The 20,445-nt window shown below is 63.0% G+C and carries 17 protein-coding genes and 1 tRNA gene; 3 read left to right on the top strand and 15 right to left on the bottom strand.

Annotated elements, in window-relative coordinates:
- Positions 1 to 7: 7 nt before the first annotated feature.
- The 7 genes from NKJ90_RS16710 to NKJ90_RS16680 all read right to left on the bottom strand — a co-directional run bounded on the left by NKJ90_RS16710 (position 8) and on the right by NKJ90_RS16680 (position 8,516).
- The gene (locus NKJ90_RS16710) at positions 8 to 1,663 is read right to left on the bottom strand and encodes an ABC transporter ATP-binding protein (RefSeq protein WP_352486373.1); all 1,656 of its coding nucleotides are present in this window, start codon (positions 1,661 to 1,663) and stop codon (positions 8 to 10) included.
- Complete coding sequence (locus tag NKJ90_RS16705) at positions 1,660 to 2,505, bottom strand: ABC transporter permease (RefSeq protein WP_031259579.1); 846 nt, start codon at positions 2,503 to 2,505, stop codon at positions 1,660 to 1,662. Before NKJ90_RS16705 ends, NKJ90_RS16710 begins: the two co-directional genes overlap by 4 nt.
- A 2-nt stretch (positions 2,506 to 2,507) precedes the next feature.
- Positions 2,508 to 3,458: an ABC transporter permease gene (locus tag NKJ90_RS16700; protein WP_023757294.1), complete on the bottom strand. Its 951-nt coding sequence runs from the start codon at positions 3,456 to 3,458 to the stop codon at positions 2,508 to 2,510.
- A gap of 86 nt (positions 3,459 to 3,544) precedes the next feature.
- Positions 3,545 to 5,155: an ABC transporter substrate-binding protein gene (locus tag NKJ90_RS16695; protein ID WP_023757293.1), complete on the bottom strand. Its 1,611-nt coding sequence runs from the start codon at positions 5,153 to 5,155 to the stop codon at positions 3,545 to 3,547.
- 64 nt (positions 5,156 to 5,219) lie between these two features.
- Positions 5,220 to 5,912: an HAD-IA family hydrolase gene (locus NKJ90_RS16690; protein WP_502904914.1), complete on the bottom strand. Its 693-nt coding sequence runs from the start codon at positions 5,910 to 5,912 to the stop codon at positions 5,220 to 5,222.
- Between the two features lie 266 nt (positions 5,913 to 6,178).
- Positions 6,179 to 7,552 carry an aspartate aminotransferase family protein gene (locus NKJ90_RS16685; RefSeq protein WP_023757291.1) on the bottom strand — a complete coding sequence of 458 codons (1,374 nt, stop codon included), beginning with the start codon at positions 7,550 to 7,552 and terminating at the stop codon, positions 6,179 to 6,181.
- A gap of 124 nt (positions 7,553 to 7,676) precedes the next feature.
- The gene (locus tag NKJ90_RS16680) at positions 7,677 to 8,516 is read right to left on the bottom strand and encodes a GNAT family N-acetyltransferase (RefSeq protein WP_023757290.1); all 840 of its coding nucleotides are present in this window, start codon (positions 8,514 to 8,516) and stop codon (positions 7,677 to 7,679) included.
- Positions 8,517 to 8,834: 318 nt separating this feature from the next.
- Here NKJ90_RS16680 and NKJ90_RS16675 point away from each other — a divergent pair, with 318 nt between their 5' ends.
- Together NKJ90_RS16675 and NKJ90_RS16670 are read left to right on the top strand one after the other, a co-directional pair.
- The gene (locus NKJ90_RS16675; RefSeq protein ID WP_023757289.1) at positions 8,835 to 9,503 is read left to right on the top strand and encodes a haloacid dehalogenase type II; all 669 of its coding nucleotides are present in this window, start codon (positions 8,835 to 8,837) and stop codon (positions 9,501 to 9,503) included.
- Positions 9,504 to 9,519: 16 nt separating this feature from the next.
- On the top strand, positions 9,520 to 10,794 hold the full coding sequence (locus tag NKJ90_RS16670) for an NAD(P)/FAD-dependent oxidoreductase (protein WP_023757288.1): 1,275 nt from the start codon (positions 9,520 to 9,522) through the stop codon (positions 10,792 to 10,794).
- Between the two features lie 30 nt (positions 10,795 to 10,824).
- Here the strand turns inward: NKJ90_RS16670 and NKJ90_RS16665 are convergent, their stop codons facing one another.
- The 6 genes from NKJ90_RS16665 to argE all read right to left on the bottom strand — a co-directional run bounded on the left by NKJ90_RS16665 (position 10,825) and on the right by argE (position 17,405).
- The gene (locus NKJ90_RS16665) at positions 10,825 to 12,282 is read right to left on the bottom strand and encodes an NAD-dependent succinate-semialdehyde dehydrogenase (RefSeq protein WP_352486371.1); all 1,458 of its coding nucleotides are present in this window, start codon (positions 12,280 to 12,282) and stop codon (positions 10,825 to 10,827) included.
- Between the two features lie 17 nt (positions 12,283 to 12,299).
- The gene (locus NKJ90_RS16660) at positions 12,300 to 13,343 is read right to left on the bottom strand and encodes a tartrate dehydrogenase (protein WP_023757286.1); all 1,044 of its coding nucleotides are present in this window, start codon (positions 13,341 to 13,343) and stop codon (positions 12,300 to 12,302) included.
- Positions 13,344 to 13,353: 10 nt separating this feature from the next.
- Positions 13,354 to 14,817 carry an aldehyde dehydrogenase family protein gene (locus tag NKJ90_RS16655; protein ID WP_023757285.1) on the bottom strand — a complete coding sequence of 488 codons (1,464 nt, stop codon included), beginning with the start codon at positions 14,815 to 14,817 and terminating at the stop codon, positions 13,354 to 13,356.
- Between the two features lie 149 nt (positions 14,818 to 14,966).
- The gene (locus NKJ90_RS16650) at positions 14,967 to 15,320 is read right to left on the bottom strand and encodes a cupin domain-containing protein (RefSeq protein ID WP_023757284.1); all 354 of its coding nucleotides are present in this window, start codon (positions 15,318 to 15,320) and stop codon (positions 14,967 to 14,969) included.
- Positions 15,321 to 15,343: 23 nt separating this feature from the next.
- Positions 15,344 to 16,267, bottom strand: coding sequence for a 2-hydroxyacid dehydrogenase (locus NKJ90_RS16645; protein ID WP_352486369.1), 924 nt, complete (start codon positions 16,265 to 16,267; stop codon positions 15,344 to 15,346).
- A gap of 13 nt (positions 16,268 to 16,280) precedes the next feature.
- Entirely contained in the window at positions 16,281 to 17,405 is a 1,125-nt protein-coding gene (argE, locus tag NKJ90_RS16640; RefSeq protein ID WP_023757282.1) for an acetylornithine deacetylase, read from the bottom strand.
- A 224-nt stretch (positions 17,406 to 17,629) separates the two neighbouring features.
- Here argE and NKJ90_RS16635 point away from each other — a divergent pair, with 224 nt between their 5' ends.
- Positions 17,630 to 18,526, top strand: coding sequence for a GNAT family N-acetyltransferase (locus NKJ90_RS16635; protein ID WP_023757281.1), 897 nt, complete (start codon positions 17,630 to 17,632; stop codon positions 18,524 to 18,526).
- A gap of 388 nt (positions 18,527 to 18,914) precedes the next feature.
- On the opposite strand, the gene NKJ90_RS16630 is transcribed toward NKJ90_RS16635, so the two are convergent.
- Both NKJ90_RS16630 and NKJ90_RS16625 read right to left on the bottom strand, forming a co-directional pair.
- Positions 18,915 to 18,991, bottom strand: a tRNA-Arg gene (locus tag NKJ90_RS16630).
- A gap of 86 nt (positions 18,992 to 19,077) precedes the next feature.
- Positions 19,078 to 20,241 carry a M20 aminoacylase family protein gene (locus tag NKJ90_RS16625; protein ID WP_023757280.1) on the bottom strand — a complete coding sequence of 388 codons (1,164 nt, stop codon included), beginning with the start codon at positions 20,239 to 20,241 and terminating at the stop codon, positions 19,078 to 19,080.
- Between the last annotated feature and the right edge of the window lie 204 nt (positions 20,242 to 20,445).

Raw genomic sequence — 20,445 nt, 5'->3', positions numbered from 1 at the left:
CGGTTCGTCAGCGATGGCCGTACTGGCTGACCAACTCGGGGTCTCGGACAAGGCCATCGAGCCAGGTCGGATCGAGCTTCGGCACGGAGGAGAACAGAAGCTTGGAATAGGGGTGGGTGGGCGCCTTCAGTCTGTCGGGCGTGATCTGCTCCACCCGTTCGCCATTGTACATAACCATGATTTCGTCGCAGATCGCTTCGACGACCGAGAGGTCGTGGCTGATGAAAATGTAGGAAAGGCCCAACTCGCGCTGCAACTCCTTGAGCAGTTCGATTACCGCGGCCGCCACCACTGTGTCGAGCGCCGAGGTGATCTCGTCGCAGATGATGAGCTTGGGTCCGGCCGCCAGGGCGCGCGCGAAGTTCACGCGCTGCTTCTGGCCGCCCGAGAGCTCCGACGGGCGACGGTAGCGCAGCGTCCTGGGCAGGCGGACCATGTCGAGCAGTTCATCGACGCGCTTCGAGCGCGCCTGCCTGTCGAGCCGGTGATAGAAGGCCAGCGGCCGGGAAATGATGTCCTCCACAGCCTTGGCCGGATTGAGCGCGGTATCGGCATACTGGAACACGATCTGCATCTCGCGCAGTTGGTCCTGGCTGCGTTTCCCCGAGGCGCGCTCCAGTTGCTTGCCGTCGAAAACGATGTCACCGGCCGCCGCCGGATGGATGCCGGCGATGACGCGCGCGAGCGTCGATTTTCCGCAGCCGGATTCGCCGATGATGCCGAGGTTGCGCCCCTTCTCGACGACCAGGCTGACGGAATCCACAGCGCGAATGAGTGGCAGTCCGTTATCGCGGACCGCGCCATAACCTGCCGTCACATTGTCGATGCGCAGCAACGGCTTCACGGCGGCATCTGTGTCCGCATGTGCTTGCCGCGGCTTCGGTTCGAAGGCGGCCAGCAGTTCGCGCGTATAGGGGTGCTGGGCAGCCGAAAGAATCTGTGCCGTGGTGCCGGTCTCCTGCACTTCTCCGCCCTTGAGCACAACAATGCGGTCGGCGATCTGGGCGACGACAGCGAGGTCGTGCGAAACGTAGACACCCGCTATCCCGCCTGCCCGCATGACCGACTTGAAGGCCTTTAGCACGTCGATCTGTGTCGTCACGTCGAGTGCCGTCGTCGGCTCGTCGAAGATCATCAACTTGGGCTCGCCGATAAGCGCCATGGCCGCCGACAGCCGCTGCAATTGCCCGCCCGAAACCTGGTGCGGATAACGCGCGCCGATTCCTTCCGGATCCGGCAGCGACAAGGCCCTGAACAGTTTGACCGCGCGCCTTCGCGCCTGCTCGGGAGACATCAGTCCGTGGATGCGCGTAACCTCGATCACCTGCTCCATAATGGTGGACGAGGGGTTGAAGGAAGCCGCGGCACTTTGCGGAACGTAGGCAATGACGGTGCCGCGCAACTTGGCGCGTTCCTTTTCGGAAAGTGCCGCCAAGTTCTTGCCGTTGACATTGATCTCGCCGCCAGTGATCCGGCAGCCAGGCCGCGCATAGCCCATGAGCGAGAGCGCCACCGTCGTCTTGCCGGAGCCGCTCTCGCCGATCAGGGCGACGATTTCGCCATCGGCGATGTCGAGGCTGACGCCCTTGATGATTTCGACGACGCGTCCGGCATCGGTCGTCGCCTCGATCTGCAAGTTCCTGACCTCGACGAGATTGGTCATGCGTCCCTGTCCCTGATCTTCTGCGGCAGGTTGTCGATCAGCAGGTTGACGCTGATGGTGAGGCTGGCGATCGCCAGCGACGGAACGATGACGGCGGGCGCCGCGAAGGGCAGGCCGCCGATGTTCTCGCGCACCAGCGCGCCCCAGTCAGCGAGCGGCGGCTGCAGGCCGAGGCCGAGGAAGGACAGGCCGGAGAGCAAGAGCACGATGAAGACGAAACGCAGGCCGAAGTCGGCCAGCACCGGGCGGATGATGTTGGGCAGGATTTCGGATCCGATGAGATAGAAGGTGCTTTCGCCACGGACGCGAGCGACAGTCATGAAGTCCATGGTGTTGATGTTGACGGCGAGCGCCCGCGCGAAACGGTAGGCGCCGGGGATATAGATGACGGCGAGCGTCATGATCAGCGCCGGGATCGACGAGCCGACCGCGGCGACGACCACAAGGCCAAACAGCTTGCTGGGGATGGAGTTCATCGCGTCGAGGAAGCGGCTGAGACAGCTGTCGAACCATCCGCCGGTGACGGCCGCGATCATCCCCAGTACCACGCCCGAGAAGCAGGCGATGACGACGGCGGCGAGCGATATGCCGACGGTGTAGCGCGCGCCCATCAGCACCCGCGAGAGCATGTCGCGTCCCAGATAGTCTGAGCCGAGCCACAGGCCCTGACGCATCGGGCCGAAATAATCGTCTTCGACGATGTCGCCGATTGAATGGGGAGTGATGGAAGGCGCGAAGATGGCGATCAGTGTCCACGCCACGATGACCAGCGAGGCCACGACGCCCACGAGATTGTAGCTATGGCCCAGGAAGGACCGTCGGGAAGCTGCCGCGCGCGCCATCGTCACCTCAGCCTCGGGTTGGACATGATGGCGATGATGTCGGCAACCGTGATGAGCAAGAGGTAGCCGAGGCAGAAGATCGTCGCGCAGCTCTGGATCAGCGGCAGGTCGCGGGTCGCGACCGCATCGACCATAAGCTTGGCGATGCCGGGATAGTTGAAGATCGTCTCCACGATGATGACGCCGCCGACCAGATAAGACAGTGATAGCGCAACCGCGTTGACGATCGGCCCGAGTGCATTGGGAAGCGCGTGCTTGAGCACCATGCGGCTGCGCGAGGCGCCTTTGAGAAGCGCCATCTCGACATAGGGCGTGGAGAGCGTTTCGAGCACGGCGGCGCGGGTCATGCGGATCATCTGAGCGGAGATGACGAAGGTCAGCGTGATCACCGGCATCGCATAGATGCGTGCGAGGTCGGTCAGCGAATGCGCCTCGTTGACCGAGGACAGCGCCGGCAGCCATTTGAGATAAACGGCGAAAAGCAGGACCGCGAGGGTCGCGACCATGAATTCCGGCACGGAGATGACGCCGATCGAAAGGACAGTGACGGTGCGGTCGTAGAGGGAACCGCGCAACATGGCAGAGGTGATGCCCAGCGTCAGCGCCAGCGGTACCGAGAGCAGCGTGGTGATGCCGGCAAGCTCCATGGTGTTGATGAAGCGCCCGCCGATCAGCGCCGCGACAGGCATTTCATTGGCGTAGGAGGTGCCGAGATCGCCGTGCAACAGGCCGAGAAGCCAGCGCAGGAAGCGCAGGATTGCCGGATCGTTTAGATGCATGGCCTCGCGCAAGCCGGCAACCGCCTCGGGGGTAGCCGCCTGGCCAAGCAGGATCGACGCGGTGTCACCGGGCAGCATGCTGGTGGCGAAAAAAACGGCGAACAGAACGATCAGAAGTGTAACGACCGCGATTGCCAGCCGCTTCAGCACGAGGTTGAAAACCCCAGATGTCATGGAAGCGCTCCTGCGGTTGCGTTCGGCCAAGCCATGTTGCGCAAGTGGTGCCGGGGACCAGTTGGCCGGTCCCCGGCTGGCGCGTCTCAGGCTTCAAGCCAGAGATATTCCGCCATTGCGTAGCCCATCATGCCACCGAGCGGGTTCGCCTCCAAACCCTTCACCTTGCTGGAGAGGGCATCGACGTTGGAAATGTAGGCCGGGATGATGGTGCCGGCCTCCTCGGAGACCATGGTCTGCATCTGGCCGTAGATTTCCTTGCGCTTGGCCTGGTCGAGCGAGCCGCGCGCCTCGATCATCAGCTTGTCGAACTTCTCAGACTTGTACTGGCTTTCGTTCCAAGGCGCGTTGGAGGCGTAGAGGAGCGAGAACAGGATGTCCGGCGTCGGGCGTGGATTTATGTTGCCGAAATGAATCGGCGCCTTGAGCCAGTAATTGTCCCAATACCCATCGGACGGAACGCGCTGCACGTCGAGCTTCATGCCGATTTCTGCGCCGGCGGCTTGGATGATTGTCGCCATGTCGATCGACGAGGTCGCGGCGTCGGAAGCGATCACCGGAATGGACTGGCCGAGCAGGCCTGCCTTCTGGAAGTGGAACTTCGCCTTGTCCGGATCGAAGGCCTTCGGCTTGACGTCGGGATTATGGAAAATGTTCGCCGGCGAGACCGGCTGGTCGTTGCCGATTTCGCCGAGGCCGCGCAATGCCGATTTGACGATCTGCTCGCGGTTGACGAGATATTTCATGCCGGCCACGAAATCGGCCTTGTTGCCCGGATCCATGTCGAGCCGGATGTTGAGGTCCGTATAGTTGCCCGAGGTCGTCTTCGACAGTTCAAAGCCCTGCTGCCCGCCGATGAGCTTCATCGCGCGTGGATTGATCGAGGCGGCGAAATTGATATCACCTGAAAGCAGCGCGTTGACGCGGGCGCTATCGTCGCTGATGGCGATGAATTCGAAGGAGTCGAGATAGGGCTTGCCCGACTTCCAGTAATTCTTGTTCTTGGTGACGACCGACCGCACGCCCGGTTCGAACGTTTGCAGCACGAAGGCGCCGGTGCCGTTGCCCTTGGAGAAGTCGGTGGTGCCGTCGGAGACGATCATGAAGTGATGCAGCGCCAGGATAGTGGGCAAATCGGCATTCGGGTCGGCGAGCGTGATTTCCACGGTCGATTTGTCGACCGCCTTGAAGCCGGTCATCTGCGCGGCGATCTTGGCGACCTTGGAGCCAACCGATTTGTCGAGATGGCGCTTCAGCGAGTAGATAACGTCTTGTGCGGTGAGGTCCTTGCCGTCGTGGAAGGTGACGCCCTTGCGCAGCTTCACGTTCCAGGTCTTGGCGTCCTTGCTGTCGAAGCTTTCAGCCAGTTCCATCTGCGTGACGCCCTCCTTGTCGAGGAAAGTCAGGCGGTTGTAGAGCGAGCAGCAACGGACATAGTCGGTCGAGAGCGATGCCTTCGCCGGATCGAGCGTGTCGGCGGTCGAGGACGACCAGCCGGCGGCCTTGAAACTGCCGCCGGAAACCGGCGTGGCCGCGACGGCATTCGTGGCGCGGCCGAGCACCAGGCTGCCCGCGGCAATCGCGGCTCCACCGGCCAGCAGCAGCTTGAGGAGTTCGCGGCGGCTCGCGCCCCGCCGAATGGCGTTTTCGACCATGGCATCGTCTGCACCGGTCCAGTTCGTGATCTTATCGGTCATATCATTCCCCTTTCTGTTTGTTTTCCCGGCTTGCTCGTCTTGCTGCGGCTTTCCGGGGTTGGGCTCAGGTTCGTTCCTTCAGGCTTTCCCGCACGGCCGCCGCCAACGCGGCCATCGAGGTGAAGTGGTAGTCGGGCACGGTAAAGCGCTCTGGCTCGATCGTGCCGCCATAGCCCGTCTGGGCATGCCGACGCTGGATCCAGCAATTGGTCAAGCCAAGCGCGCGAGATATGCCGATATCGTGATATTGGCTTTGCGCGACATGCAGGATGTCATCCTTGCTGTCGCCCCTGGAGGCCACGAAATCGAAGACCTTCCGGAAAAATGCTGGGTCTGGTTTTTCCGTGCCCGTATCGTCGGCCGTGAAGGTGGCGAAGAAGGGCGATCCCAGTTGCTTCTCAAAATGATCTAACGCCCAGCGCTGGGCGTTGGTCATGGCGATCAATCTGTGCGATTTCGCAAGGTCCGCCAATGCTGCGGCGCTGTCTGGGAAACCTGTCCAAATGCTGGCGGAATCCCGCAGCCGTACGCCGTATTTTTCTTCAGCGGGCAGGCCGAGCCGCCGCGCAATGAGCATGTACACACGTGCGAGATCGTCGGGGAATAGCCCGGCACCAGGCATGTAGCGGGCCTGCCGATACAAGGCCAGTGCGGCTTCGCCATCGATGGAAACGCCAGCTTCGGCGGCAATCCCGGCCAGGCAGGTCGTTATCCCGCCTTCGAAATCGATCAGCGTGCCGACGACATCGAAGGTCATGTATTTGAACTCGCTAAAGTCCCTGGCCAAACCTGGCTCTCCTCTGCGCGCGGCCGAATTGCATGTGTTGACAGAACATAATTCCGTGCTGCCCGGGGCGTCGGCCTTTTTCGAAGGCTCTGAAATCCGGGCCTTCTGGCCTTGTCTTATGAGCAGTCTGGCACTTCCCACGCGCTGGATTCGCCGAAAAGGCGTGAGGGGGCGGCACAAAATTGCGAAATCGTCTGCACCGGCGATATTTCGAGACACGACATATTTCGCCGCCATCATGCCATCGCCTGGCGGACATCGGGATCGGCCAGCGTTTGGTCGAGGGTCCGGCGCGTGCGCTCAATGATCGCATCGATGTCAGCGTCGCTGCAGCACAGCGGCGGCGCATAGCCGAGAACCCCATGCGCAAAGGCACGGATGATGAGGCGGTTGTCCCAGGCCCTGTCGAAGATGCGCCGCGCCGGCATGGCCGACGCCGGAAGCGGTGTCTTCTTTTTCTTGTCGACCACCAGTTCGACCGCGGCGAGCATGCCGCGACCGCGCACATCACCGACGAGCGGATGGTCCCTCAGGCCCTCCAAGCCCGCCATCAGGCGAGCGCCGGCCTTGATGCCGTTCTCCAGAAGGCCGTCCTCGTAGAGCTTCAAGACTTCGAGCGCCACGGCGGCGCTGACGGGATGGGCGGAATAGGTGTAGCCGTGACCGACGGCCGAGGCGCCCGCGCCATCGGCGATGACGTCATAGACATGATCGGACATGAATACCGCGCCCATCGGAACATAACCGGAGGTCAGCCCCTTCGCGGTCGTCATGAAATCGGGAATGATCTCTTCGTCCGTGCAGGCGAACAGGGGGCCGGTGCGGCCGAACCCAGTGATGACCTCGTCGGCGATGAACAGGATGCCATACTCGCGGCAGAGCTCGCGCATCGCCTTGATCCAGCCTTTCGGCGGAACAATGACGCCGCCCGAGCCCTGGATCGGCTCGGCATAGAAAGCGGCGACCCGATCCGGCCCGATCTCCTCGATCTTGCTCTTCAGCGCGGCGAGCGACGTGGCGATGATCGCCCTCCCGTCGTCGCCCACCGGGTTGCGATAGGGATAGGGGGAGGGGATCTTGTGCTGCCATTCGAAGGGAATGCCAAAACCGGCATGAAAGGCAGGCAGGGCGGTCAGGCCCGCGCCAACCACCGACGACCCGTGATAACCCTGCTCGATGGAAATGAACTGGTCGCGTTGCGGCTCACCCTTCGCATTCCAGTAGTAGCGGACGAAGCGGATCGTGCTGTCGACCGCATCCGACCCGCCAAGCGTGAAAAAAACGTGATTGAGATCTCCGGGCGCGCGCTCGGCGAGCTCCGAGGCGAGACGGATGGCCGGCTCAGAACCGAGATCGAAATAGGCGGTGGCATAGGGAAGCTCGCGCATCTGCCGGGCAGCCGCCTCGACGATGCTGTCATGGCCGTAGCCGGCATTGACGCACCACAGCCCCGCGAAACCGTCGAGGAGCTGCCGGCCGGACGCATCGGTCACGGTCGCTCCCTTCGCCGATTTCAAGACACGAACGCCAACTGCCTCATGGCCGCGATAGGATGAGACCGGATGGATGAGATGGGCGCGGTCGAGTTCGATCAGGGAATTGGCGAGCATTGTTGTCCTCCGGAGGGCATGATGCCGAAAAGTGTGAAGCGGTTTTCGGATGACATCATGCTCTATCTCTTTGATTTAGAGACGGATTCAGATTTCAGGTCATTCGACCTGAAATCATCCGGCTCTAGCCGAGCGCCTGGTTGGCGAGGGCGTAAACTTTTGGCCTGGCGTGTTCCGCGTCATTCTTCTGCGGACGGTCCATGGCCACGCCGCCGCCGACATGGGCGAGGCCGATTTCCTCGAGCCAGCCGGCCATGCCGGTCCCGCTGCCGGTATCCACGCGCAGGAAGGCGCCAAGGCGCGACGCGGCGAAGAAGCCGATCAGGGCCTTCGCCTCTTCGGCATTTCCCGCGATGACCGGACCGATCACCTCGCCGCGTCCGAACGGGCGGATCGCGGCATAGGCCTCGATGGCGCCGTCGCGGCGGATAACGGCGAATTGCCCGCGCTCGGCCAGCGCATCGATCAAAGCTTCACGGTCGGCGCCGTAGGCGTCGCGGTCCAGCGCCTTGATTTGCGGGAGATCGGCGATGCCTGCGGCTCCCACGCCGTCTGGCGCACCGAGCCTGGCAACGCTGCCCTGATGTTGCCGGATCGTGCCGGACGGCACGAAGCCTAGTTTCTCATAGAGAGGCATGCCGTCCGCTGTCGCGACGAGCCGCAGCGGACGGTCACCGGCAAGGGCGAAGGCCTGATCCATCAGCCGGCGCCCGACCCCCTTGCCCCGCACATTCCTGTCGACGATCACCATGTTGATCATGGCGCAATCCATGCCGTAGGGCGTTACCAGGATGGTTCCGGTGACGCGGCCCTGATGGTCGAGCGCGACCGCACCGTTCGAGAGCTGCAGCGCCATCTGCCAATCCTGCGCGCGATGCGGCCAATTCTCCTGGCGAGAAAGCACTACGGCTCCCTCGATATGGTCGGGCCCGAAGGCCTGGAGTTCGATGTCGCCCTGCTGCATGAGGCATCCTTCCGTCTGATGCCAAGTTTCGACCATCGACGCGCCGCAGATCATCTGAAGGCTCTGGCTTCGACAGTATCTTTCGCCGTAGCGCGAGGGGTGTGCCGCATCTTGTGCTGGCGCAGTCCGCGGCGGAGGCGCTTCACGCCGATCGCGGCGCCGCGATCGGCAAGCCAGATGCTACAGCATGCCAAAGCGGATGGCGGATACGGAACTTTCTGCTTTCGGGAGGCCCATTTCGGTCAGGTCGCTCGTCGCCTGCAGGCTTATGATGAAGTGTATCGTACCGCTTGGTGCTTCCACCGGAGATCGACGGACATGGCTTCCTTCAGGCCCAAATACTTCACCTTCGACTGCTACGGCACGTTGACCTTTTTCCAGATGGCGGAAGCGGCGCGCGACCTCTACGGCAGCCGGCTCGATGAACCGCATATGCAGGAGTTCATCAAGAACTTCGCGGCTTACCGACTCGACGAGATCATGGGCGACTGGAAGCCCTATGCCGACGTCGTTCACAACGCGCTGCAGCGTACCTGTAAGCGCAACGGCGTCGCCTTCAGCCCCGAAGATGCCAGAATGGTGTATGAACGCGTCCCGACCTGGGGTCCCCACGCGGACGTCCCGGCCGGTCTCGCCAAGGTCGCCAAGGAAATTCCGCTGGTCATTTTGTCCAACGCCATGGACGCGCAGATCATGTCCAATGTCGAGAAGCTCGGCGCGCCGTTTCATGCCGTCTACACGGCTGAGCAGGCGCAGGCCTACAAGCCCCGCTTCAGGGCTTTCGAATACATGTTCGACATGTTGGGCTGCGGCCCGCAGGATGTTCTTCACTGCTCGTCTTCGTTCCGCTACGACCTGATGTCAGCACACGATCTCGGCATCAAAAACAAGGTCTGGGTCAATCGCGGCCACGAACCGGCCAACCCCTACTATGGCTATGTCGAGATATCAGACATTTCGGGTCTTGCCGGCGTCGTTGGGCTCTGAAACAGGCGGATTGAAAATGAAGTTCGTCTCCTACTGGCACGACACCGCCGCCGTCTTTTCCGGCGGGGCGCAAGGCCCGGTCGAGGGACACTACGATGCCGCCATCATCGGCGGCGGCTTCACCGGCCTTGCCGCCGCACACCGACTGGCAAAGGCTGGCGCGAAGGTGGCTGTGCTGGAGGCGGAGCGGGTGGGCTGGGGCGCATCCGGACGCAACGGCGGGCACCTCAACAACGGCCTCGCCCACAGCTACCTCTCCGCCAAGGCGGAACTCGGCAAGGATCGCGCAATCGCGCTTTACCGGGCACTGGACGATTCCGTCGACACCATAGAGGCGCTGGTCGCGGAGGAAGGCATCGATTGCAATTTCCGCCGCGCCGGCAAGCTGAAGCTCGCCTCCAAGCCGCAGCATTTTGATGCGATCGCCCGCAACTTCGAAGCCCTCCATGCCGAGGTGGATCCGGATACGGCGCTGCTGTCGGCGGCGGATCTCAAGTCCGAGATCGGTTCGCCCTTCCATGGCGCGATGCTGTCGAAGAAGAGTGCCATGATGCATATGGGCCGCTATGTGGCGGGTCTCGCCACTGCAGCTGCCAGCCACGGCGCCGCCATCCACGAGAATGCGGCGGTGACCGACCGCAAGCAGGCTGGTAAGCGGCATGAGCTGACCACTTCCCGAGGCCAGATCAACGCCGACAATGTGCTGGTGGCGACCGGCGCCTACACCACACCCAATTTCGATTATTTCCGCCGCAGGATCATCTCCGTTGGCAGCTTCATCATCGCCACGCGCCCGCTGAGCGACGCCGAGATCGCCGCGACGATGCCGGGCAACAGGACATGCGTGACCTCGATGAACATCGGCAACTACTTCCGGCTCTCGCCTGACAAGCGCCTGATCTTCGGCGGCCGCGCACGCTTCTCTGCGACATCGGACCAGCGCTCCGATGCCAGGAGCGGACAGATCTTGCGGGCAGGCCTCGCGGCGATCTTTCCGCAACTCGCCAACGTCGAGATCGACTATTGCTGGGGTGGGCTTGTCGACATGACCAAGGACCGCTTTCCGCGGGCCGGTTACCATGACGGCGTCTGGTACGCGATGGGCTATTCCGGCCACGGCGCGCAGCTGTCCACGCATCTTGGCATGATCATGGCCGATGCCATGCTCGGCCGCGAGGACCGCAATCCGCTGAAGGGACTCGAGTGGTCTGCGATTCCTGGCTATTCAGGCAAGCCCTGGTTCCTGCCGATGGTCGGCCTCTACTACAAAATGCTCGACCGGATTCAGTGATCGTCGATCCGGGGCTTCAGCCAAATTGCCTCAGCCCAGCCCACCGATGTGGAAGCTCTTCATCTCGAGATATTCCTCGATGCCGGCCTGCGCCCCTTCACGCCCGAGGCCGGACTGCTTGACGCCGCCGAAGGGGGCCACTTCCATCGACACGGAGCCGGTGTTGAGCCCCACCATGCCGAACTCCAGCGCCTCGCCGACGCGCCAGGCGCGTTTCAGGTTTTCGGTGTAGAAGTAGGAAGCAAGCCCGTAGGGCGTGCCGTTGGCCAGCGTGATCGCCTCCTCTTCCGTCTCGAAGCAGAAAAGTGGCGCGACCGGGCCGAACGTTTCCTCGCCAGCGAGTTGCATGTCCTTTGTGGCGCCGGTCAGCACCAGCGGCGCGACATACTGAGCGCCGACGGGCAATGCCGGCCTGGTTGTGATGATCGCCGCACCTTTGGCGAGCGCGTCCTCGACATGGCGGTTTATCTTCTCGACCGCTGCCATGTTGATCATCGGCCCGATAGCGACGCCGGGCTGCGTGCCCGGTCCCACCGTCATGGCGTTGACGCGGGCGGAAAGCTTCTCGGCGAAGGCTTCATAGACACCGGCCTGGACGAGGATGCGATTGGCGCAGACGCAGGTCTGGCCGCCATTGCGGAACTTGGAGACCAGCGCGCCCTCGATGGCGAGATCGAGGTCGGCGTCGTCGAAGACGATGAAGGGCGCGTTGCCGCCGAGTTCGAGGCTGAGCCGCTTCACGCTATCGGCCGCACCGCGCATCAGCAGCGAACCGACCCGCGTCGAACCGGTGAACGAGATCTTGCGAACGGCCTCGTTCGCCATGATCTCGTTGCCGATCTCGGCTGGCATGCCAGTGACGATGTTGATGACGCCGGCGGGGATGCCGGCGCGCTCGGCAAGCACGCCGAGCGCCAGCGCCGAATAGGGCGTGAACTCTGACGGCTTGATGACCACCGTGCAGCCGGCGGCCAGCGCCGGCGCGACCTTGCGGGTGATCATCGCATTGGGAAAGTTCCATGGCGTGATGATGCCGCACACGCCTACGGGTTCCTTCAAGACGATGATGCGGCGGTCTTGCGTCGGCGAGGGGATGGTGTGACCGTTGATGCGACGGGCTTCCTCCGCGAACCATTTGACGAAGGACGCGCCGTAACGGATCTCGCCCTTGGCCTCGTCCAGCGGCTTGCCTTGTTCGGTCGTCAGGATCAGCGCAAGATCGTCCAGATGCTTAAGCATCAGCCCATGCCAGGCCTCCAGGAGGACTGCGCGCTCAGCGTTGGTTTTCTTTCTCCAATCGCGATAGGCGGAAGCCGCGGCCTCTACGGCCGCGCGGGTGTCCGGACCGGCCATGTCGGGCACCGTGCCGATCGCCGCCTGGGTCGCCGGATCGACGACGTCGACCGTCCTGCCGGAGCCGGCTGCGACCCATTGGCCGCCGATCAAGCCGGCTTCGCGGAAGAGACTTTTGTCCTTCAGGTTTTTCATCGAAAACGACCTTGCAATCAGGTGAGGGAAGCGACGATGGCGGCCGTAATGGCCTCCGTCCGGTCCTTGCCGGGAATAGTGCCTATGCCTCTGGCGGTTGCGGCTTCGACCGCTTTCACAACGCGGTCGGCCGCAGCCTTTTCACCGAGATGATCGAGCATCATGGCGCCGGACCAGATGGCGGCGATCGGATTGGCGATGCCGAGATGGGCGATGTCGGGCGCCGAGCCGTGTACCGGCTCGAACATCGACGGCGCCGAGCGGCCGGGATTGATGTTGGCCGAGGCGGCGTAACCGAGCCCGCCCTGGATCGCCGCGCCGATATCGGTCAGGATGTCGCCGAACAGGTTGGAGGCCACGACCACGTCGAGGCTCTCCGGCGCCATGATCATGCGCGCTGCGAGCGCATCGACATGATAGCTGGTGACTTCGACATCCGGATAATCCGCGGCCAGCTTTCGCGTGATCTCGTCCCAGAACACCATCGAGTATTTCTGCGCGTTGGACTTCGTGACGGAGGCCAGCTTGCCCCGACGCGACCGCGCCTGCTCGAAGCCGAAGCGCAGGATGCGCTCGACGCCGGCGCGGGTGAAGATCGAGGTTTCGACGGCGACCTCGTCCAGCGTGCCTTGATGCACGCGCCCGCCGGCACCGGAATATTCGCCTTCGGTGTTCTCGCGGATGCACAATATGTCGAAGTTTTCAGCGCGCAGCGGGCCGGTCACGCCCGGCAGCAGGCGGTGCGGCCGGATGTTGGCATATTGCACGAACGCCTTGCGGATCGGCAGCAGGAGACCGTGCAGCGAAACGGAATCCGGCACCTCCGCCGGCCAGCCGACGGCGCCGAGAAGAATGGCGTCAAAGCCGCGCAAGGTCTCGATGCCGTACTCGGGCATCATACGGCCGGTTTCCTTGAAGAATTTGCAGGACCACGGGAATTCGGTTCCGGTCAAGGCAAAGCCTGCGCGTTTGGCTGCAGTCTCCAGCACCGTCCAGGCGGCGGCGGTCACATCGCGGCCGATGCCGTCACCGGGTATCAGGGCGATCGAATAGGAGTTCATCGGCATCTCTTTACAGGCTGATCAGGACGCTCTTGGTCCTGCGGTTGGCATGATAGGCCTCGCGGCCGAGATCCTTGCCGATGCCGGAGCGCTTGTAGCCGCCGGTCGGCAGGATATGGTCGCGCGAGCGGCTGTAGCGGTTGACCCAGACAGTGCCGGCTTCGAGCTTGCGCGCGAAGCGGATGGTGCGGGACAGGTCGGAGGTAAACAGGCCGGAAGCAAGCCCGTAGGTTGGATGGGTGGAAAGCGCCAGCGCCTCCTCCTCGGTCTCGAACGTCTGGATGGTCAGGACCGGGCCGAAGATTTCCTCGACGATCGCCGGATTGGCCTGGTCGACATTTGCTATCAGCGTCGGCTCGTAGAAATAGCCGGGATTGTCCATGACGTTGCCGCCGGTCAGGCATTCGCCGCCTGCCTCGACCGCGGCCTTGACGATGCCGTCGATACGCGCCCGCTCCCGCTCCGAGATGACAGGCGAATACTGTGTCGCCTCGTCCCAGGTCGGGCCGGGCCGCACAGCTTTCATCCGCTCCAGGATGGCGGCCGTCAAATTGGCGGCCACGCTCCTCTCGACGATCAGGCGCGTGCCGGCCACGCAGGCCTGACCGGCATTGAAGGTGACGCTGCCGGCGATGGCCATTGCGGCCTTGTCCAGATCGGCATCGGCAAAAACGATCTGCGGGCTTTTGCCGCCGAGTTCCAGCGTCATCGACTTGACGCCGGTGCGGGCGACATTCTCCATGATTGCCGATCCGGCGCGGGTCGAGCCGGTGAAGGAGATCTTGGCGATCTCGGGATGGCCGGTCAGCGCCGTGCCCGTCGTCGGACCATCTCCCAGCACAACGTTTATGAGTCCTGCCGGCAGGCCCGCCCTCACCGCGAGTTGCGCCATATAGACTGCCGAGAAGGGCGTCATTTCCGACGGCTTGAGGATGACCGCATTGCCTGCGGCCAATGCCGGAGCAAGCTTCCATCCGGCCATCGAGATGGGAAAATTCCAGGGCGTGATGGCGCCGACCACGCCATAGGGCTCGCTCATGATCATGCCCAGACTGGCGTCGTCGGTCGGCACAAGCTCGCTGCCTTCCTTGTCTGCGAACTCGGCAAAGAAGCGGATCTGTTCGGCGGTGACAGCGATGTCGCCGGCGACGAGCTGCCCGACGGGCCGCGTCGAGCACAGCGCCTCGATCCTGGCCAGCGTTTCGGCTTCCGCCTCGATCAGGTCGGCCCAGGTCTGGAGTGCCTTCGTCCGTTCGCGCGGGCGAACATTGCTCCAGTTGCTGGACTTCAGCGCCGCCTTGGCGCTTTCCACGGCACGGTCGACAATATCGACGCCGGCCACTGGGCAGGCGGCATACACCTTGCCGTCCGACGGCCGGCGCATCTCGATCGCACCCTCGGCCGCGACCAGTTCGCCGCCGATGAAATGGCCAACGGGAAGCGAAACGGCATCCGGGTCGAAGCTCAGGCCCATGGCACCCACTCTGGAATGTTCCGCGGGAGCCTAGCGCAGGCAGGAGCGCAGCATGCACCGTTCGACGATCGGTCGCGGATGATTGTTGTGCGCCGGCGATGACAGACGGCAAAATCTGTTGCGGAGGGCCGGCGCTTCGCCAGCTCCCGTTACCCTACAGTTACGTAGATCTTGCGCACCGTTTCGATGGTCTTCCAAATCCCGGTGAAGCCAGGTTTCATCACGAAGCTGTCGCCGGCGCGGTAGGTCTCCGGCTTGCCGCCGTCCGGCGTGATTTCGATCACGCCGGCGAGGATGTGGCAGAACTCGAAAGTGTCGCCCTTGATCGAGCGCGTTTCCCCAGGCGTCGCTTCCCAGACGCCGGTGTGGACGAGATCGCCCTTGGCGACGTCCTGCGCCCAGGTCTTGAAGGCCGGGTTGCCGGAAATCAGCCGTTCGGGCAGCGCCCCGGATTCGCGCGGCTGGAAGGCAGGACTGGTATCGACGGTCTTGAGCAGGGACAAGGGATGGCCTTTCATGTTGAACTTCAATAGCCGCGCGACCGGTCGACGAGCCCGATGGGGTCAAGACCGGCGCGGTAACGCCTGATGTTTTCGACAACGGCCTGTGCGGCGCCGGCGGGCTGGGTGACGCTGGCGATATGCGGGGTCAGAATGATCTTCGGATGCGACCAGAACGGATGGCCCGCCGGCAGTGGTTCGGGATCTGTGACGTTGATCATCGCCGCCGAGAGTTGGCCGCGGTCGAGCGCGGCGAGAAGCGCCTCGTGGTCGAGCTGCGGCCCCCGGCCAGCGTGGACGAGCGCCGCCCCCTTGGGCAGCTTCGCAAACAGGTCGGCATCGAGGAAACCCCGCGTCTCCTCGGTCAGCGGCAGCAGGCAGACCAGTATGTCGCTGGCCGCGAGCATCTGTTCCAGCCCAGGCTCGCCATGATAACAGGTCACGCCCTCGATCTGCCGCGGCGAGCGGCTCCATCCGGCAAGTGGGAACCCGAAGGGCTTCAATCGGTCGAGGACGGCTTGGCCAAGCTGCCCGAGGCCGAGCACGCCGAGCCGGCGTGACCCGGCCTGAAGTTGCGCGATATCGTGCCATGCGCCGGCGCGCTGCTGCGCCAGATAGGCCGGCAGGTTGCGATGCAGCGCAAGCACGGCCAGCGTTACATACTCCTGCATCATGCGCACGATGCCTTCCTCCATCATGCGCACGATCTTCACGTTCGCAGGCACCGCATCGAGGCGAAACTGATCGACGCCGGCGCCGATGGAAAACAGGATTTCCAGGTTCCTGTAGCGGGCGAGCTTGTCCGGGACGGTCCAGCTGATCAGGTACCGCACGGCCTCGGGATCGACCGTTGCGGCATTGGTCGCGAAGGGGACGTCCGGCAGGTCTCTCGCGAAGACATCGGCGAAGATCGCCCCGCGGGGCGCATCCGAATTGAACAGGAATGTCATTCCGGCTGCCCCTTCACGTCGCGCAACGGGCGCCCAATGTCTCGATCAATTGCTGGCAGGCGGTGAGTTCGCTGGCGAGAATGTATTCGTCCGGCTTGTGGGCGCGGTCTATGTCGCCGGGGCCGCAGATGATCGCCTCGAACCCCGCGGCCTGGTAAAGTCCGGCCTCCGTGCCGTAGCTGACGGCGGCGAGCGGCACCTCGCCGGTCAATTCGCGCAGCAGTCCCGCAAGTGGCGCATCCTGCGGCAGCGACAGCGCCGGATAGGCGCTCATCGGTGTCCACTCGATGCGAAAGCCATTGGCCGCAAGGGCCTCTGCGCGCGCTCTTACAGGCGCCAGCAGGCTTGCCGGGTCGACGCCAGGTATGGCGCGTGCCTCCAGGTCCAGCGTGCAGGTGTCGGGGATGATGTTGACCTGATGTCCGCCCGCCACCACGCCCGCTTGCAACGAGGAGTAGGCCGGCTCGAAGGCGGAGTTGAACGGGCCGTGCGTCAGCCGCTCGGCTTCGTTCACAGTCGCGGTCAGCGCTTCGGACATCGCATGAATGGCGTTGAGCCCAAGATCAGGCCGTGAAGAATGGCCGGGGCGCCCTTTGATGGTTATACGGGCGGCCGCCTTGCCCTTGTGGCCGCGCACGGCGCGCATGCCGCTCGGCTCGCCGACGATGACGCCGAGCGGTTTTGCGCAAAGCTCGGGAAGCCGGGCGATCAGGTGTGGCACGCCGCGGCATCCCACCTCCTCGTCATAGGAGAAGGCGAGGTGGATTGGCCTGGCGAGGCGCAGCCCCGCCAGCATGGGCACGGCCGCGAGTGCCGCGGCAAGAAACCCCTTCATGTCCGTGGTGCCACGTCCGTAGAGCCGTTTGCCCTCCTTGCGCAGCGCAAAAGGCGCCGAACTCCATTGCGGCTCGCTGGCGGGAACAACGTCCATATGGCCGGACAGAATGTAGCCCGGGACATCGGCGGGGCCGATCGTCGCGAAAAGATTGGAACGATCGCCTTCCGGTCCCGGCAGCAAAGTGACCCGCGTGCTGTGCTGCGCGAGATAGGCCTCGATCCAGCCGGCAATATCGGCGTTCGGCTTGCCGGCGACCGATGGAAAGGCGACGAGACGATCGAGGATGTCGAAGACGTCCATTCCAGCCCTCAAAGCGTTTCGGGTTCGCCGGGATCGGTGCCGTCGATCATATGCTGCTAGATTCCAAAAAGGGTGCGTGCATTCTTTCGCGATTGCGTGCCGAAAGCTGAAATGTTTCAGTTGAATCTTGCGTTGCTGCGCGGCATTTGAGCAAATCTTACCGGTCTGCTCGTTTAGCGTGGCGGCAGAGAATGGCCGCTCTGGCGTGGTAATCTTTCAGGGGCATGGACTTGAAGCCTTCCGAGAGCTTGAAAATCGATACCTTCTCGATGCGGATCGACGACATCCAAAGCGTCGAGTTGGACCGCTTGCACGCGCTATCGCTCTCCGTGGGATGGCCGCATCGCGCCGAGGATTGGCAGTTCTTGCGCCAATCGGGAGAGGGGTTCGTGGCTCTCGACGAGATCGGCCGGGTTCTCGGCTCGGCCATGTGGTTCGCGCACGGCACCGACTTCGCAACCGTGGGCATGGTCATCACCTCGCCGCGGCTCCAGACGCTGGGGGCGGGGCAATGGCTGATGAAGCGGGTCTTCGACAGGGTAGTTGGCCGCGACTTGCGCCTCAATGCGACCAGGGCGGCACGGCGACTCTATCTCTCGCTCGACTTCCAGCCAGAGAAGACCGTTTATCATTGCCAGGGCATCGCCCGCCTGCAAACAACGGACAGACCTATTCGAGGTGATGTCCGGACTTTGGAAGCTAGGGACATTCCCGCAGCAATAGCGCTCGACGCTGCAGGATTTGGCGTGAGGCGGGCGGCACTCATCGAAAGGCTTTTCGCACACTCGGCCGGCTACGGTCTTTTCAAGGATGGCAGGCTGAGCGCATTCGCGCTCTGCCGGCCGTTCGGACGGGGCCATGTCGTGGGGCCGGTCGTGGCGGAAAGCGACGCCGACGCCGTGGTGATCGTCCGGCCGCACGTTGCCGACCATTCGGGGTCTTTCCTGCGGATCGACACCCACATGGACCATGGCGAGTTCGCTGCCTTTTTGTCGCACAGCGGAATGCCTGTTTTCGACACGGTGCTCACCATGTCGATGGGCAAACGCCTCGCCGATTTTGCCGTCCGCGGTGCAGTTGCACCGGTAACCTACGCCCTCGCCAGTCAAAGTCTCGGGTAATTCATCGGGTGATCGCGATCTCAGCCGCTACGCGAAGGATCGCCAGCGAGAGGGCGAGGGTGGAGCTCAACATGGATCATCTGCGAGAGCGCAAGAAGGAGAGCCTGAGAGCATTGGCCGCCTGAGCACCGTCATGTGTCCGCCGCTCCACTAAATACGGGAGCTGCGCCGCGGACACGCCGACGTCACAGCTACTGCCACGCCATTTTGCAGAACTCGACGCACACAACTGCGATAGCAGCTTCCGCAATCGTGCCTCCCCGCTTCGCCACGGATTTAGGCCTTTGATTCTTGGGTAGGCCTGCCAGGAGTCTGAAGGTCTAAGAAATTCGCCGTACTAAATTCGCAAAAAAATACGGCGGATTTCTCTCTAAGCCCTTGAAAACATTGGTGATCCCGACAGGAATCGAACCTGTGACCTACAGATTAGGAATCTGCCGCTCTATCCTACTGAGCTACGGGACCACGCGGCCAGACACATAGCCGCTTCGGATCGTTTCGCCAAGAGGCTGGACGAATGCAATTCGGCCAGCCGTTTGCGCTGAAGACAATCAAGCGGCCAGCGCCGTTTCCGCCAGCTTCACCCAATAGCTCATGCCGTGCGGGATGGCCTCGTCATTGAAATCGTAGGCGGGGTTGTGGAGACCGGCGGTGTCGCCATTGCCGATGAAGATGAAGGCGCCTGGGCGGGCTTCCAGCATATAGGAGAAATCCTCGCCGCCCATCACCGGCTGGATGCCGCGGTGGACGTAGGCGTCACCGGCGACACCGATTGCGACATCGCTGGCAAAGATCGTTTCTTCCGCGTGGTTGAAAGTCACGGGGTAATTTGCCTGGTAGTCGACCTCGATCCTGGCCCCAAAGGCGGTCGCCAGCCCGGCACAGATGGTTCGGATGCGCTCTTCCGATTTTTTGGCGATTTCCTTGCGCAAGGTGCGCACCGTACCGGCGATTTCGGCGGTTTCCGGGATGATGTTGTAGGCATCGCCGGCGTGGAACTTGGTCACCGACACCACCACGGCCTCGACCGGGTCGGTGCTGCGCGAGGCGATCGTCTGCAAGGCGCCGACCAGTTGGCTGGTGATTACGATCGGGTCGATCGTGCCGTGCGGCATCGCCGCATGGCCGCCCTTGCCGCGCACAGTGATGGTGAATTCGGCGGTTGCGGCCATGATCGGGCCTGGGCGAATGGCGAACTGCCCGACAGGCAGGCCTGGCATATTGTGCATGCCGAATACTTTGGAAATGTCGAAACGGTCCATCATGCCGTCCTTGACCATCTCGTTGCCGCCGCCGCCACCTTCCTCCGCCGGCTGGAAGATCAGCGCGACGGAGCCGGTGAAGTTGCGGGTCTCGGCGAGGTATTTCGCGGCACCCAAAAGCATTGCCGTGTGGCCGTCATGGCCGCAGGCATGCATCTTGCCGGGGATGGTGGAGGCGTAGGGCTTGCCTGATATCTCGTTGAGCGGCAGCGCGTCCATGTCGGCGCGCAGGCCGATGGTGGGGCCTTCGCCCTGGCGGCCGCGGATGATGCCAACGACGCCGGTCTTGCCGAGACCGGTGACCACATCGTCGCAACCGAAGGCTTTCAGCTTCTCGGTGACGAAGGCAGCGGTCTTGAAGACGTCGAAGTTGAGTTCTGGCGTCTGGTGTAGATGCTGGCGCCAGCCGGCAACTTCGTCCTGCATTTCGGCGGCACGGTTCAGGATTGGCATGGTGGTTCCATCTCGCTGTTGGGACAGGCGGTGTTGTCCGCTGCTTGCAATTGTGATCGCCAGGCACTTTGCCATCTTGGCGTCACATAGGGTAAATAGCACCGCATCAATGCGGTCCGGTTTTTGAGGGTCGGACCAATATGCTGGCGATCACGTAACGAAATCTTACGGAGCCAGGGGCGACTACGGCAAGAGGCGATTTCG

This window comes from Mesorhizobium sp. M0051 (genome assembly GCF_040323235.1).
GTDB lineage: Bacteria > Pseudomonadota > Alphaproteobacteria > Rhizobiales > Rhizobiaceae > Mesorhizobium.
The sequence above is the reverse complement of the archived record's forward strand: the minus strand, read 5'-3'. Positions and strand labels throughout refer to the sequence as shown.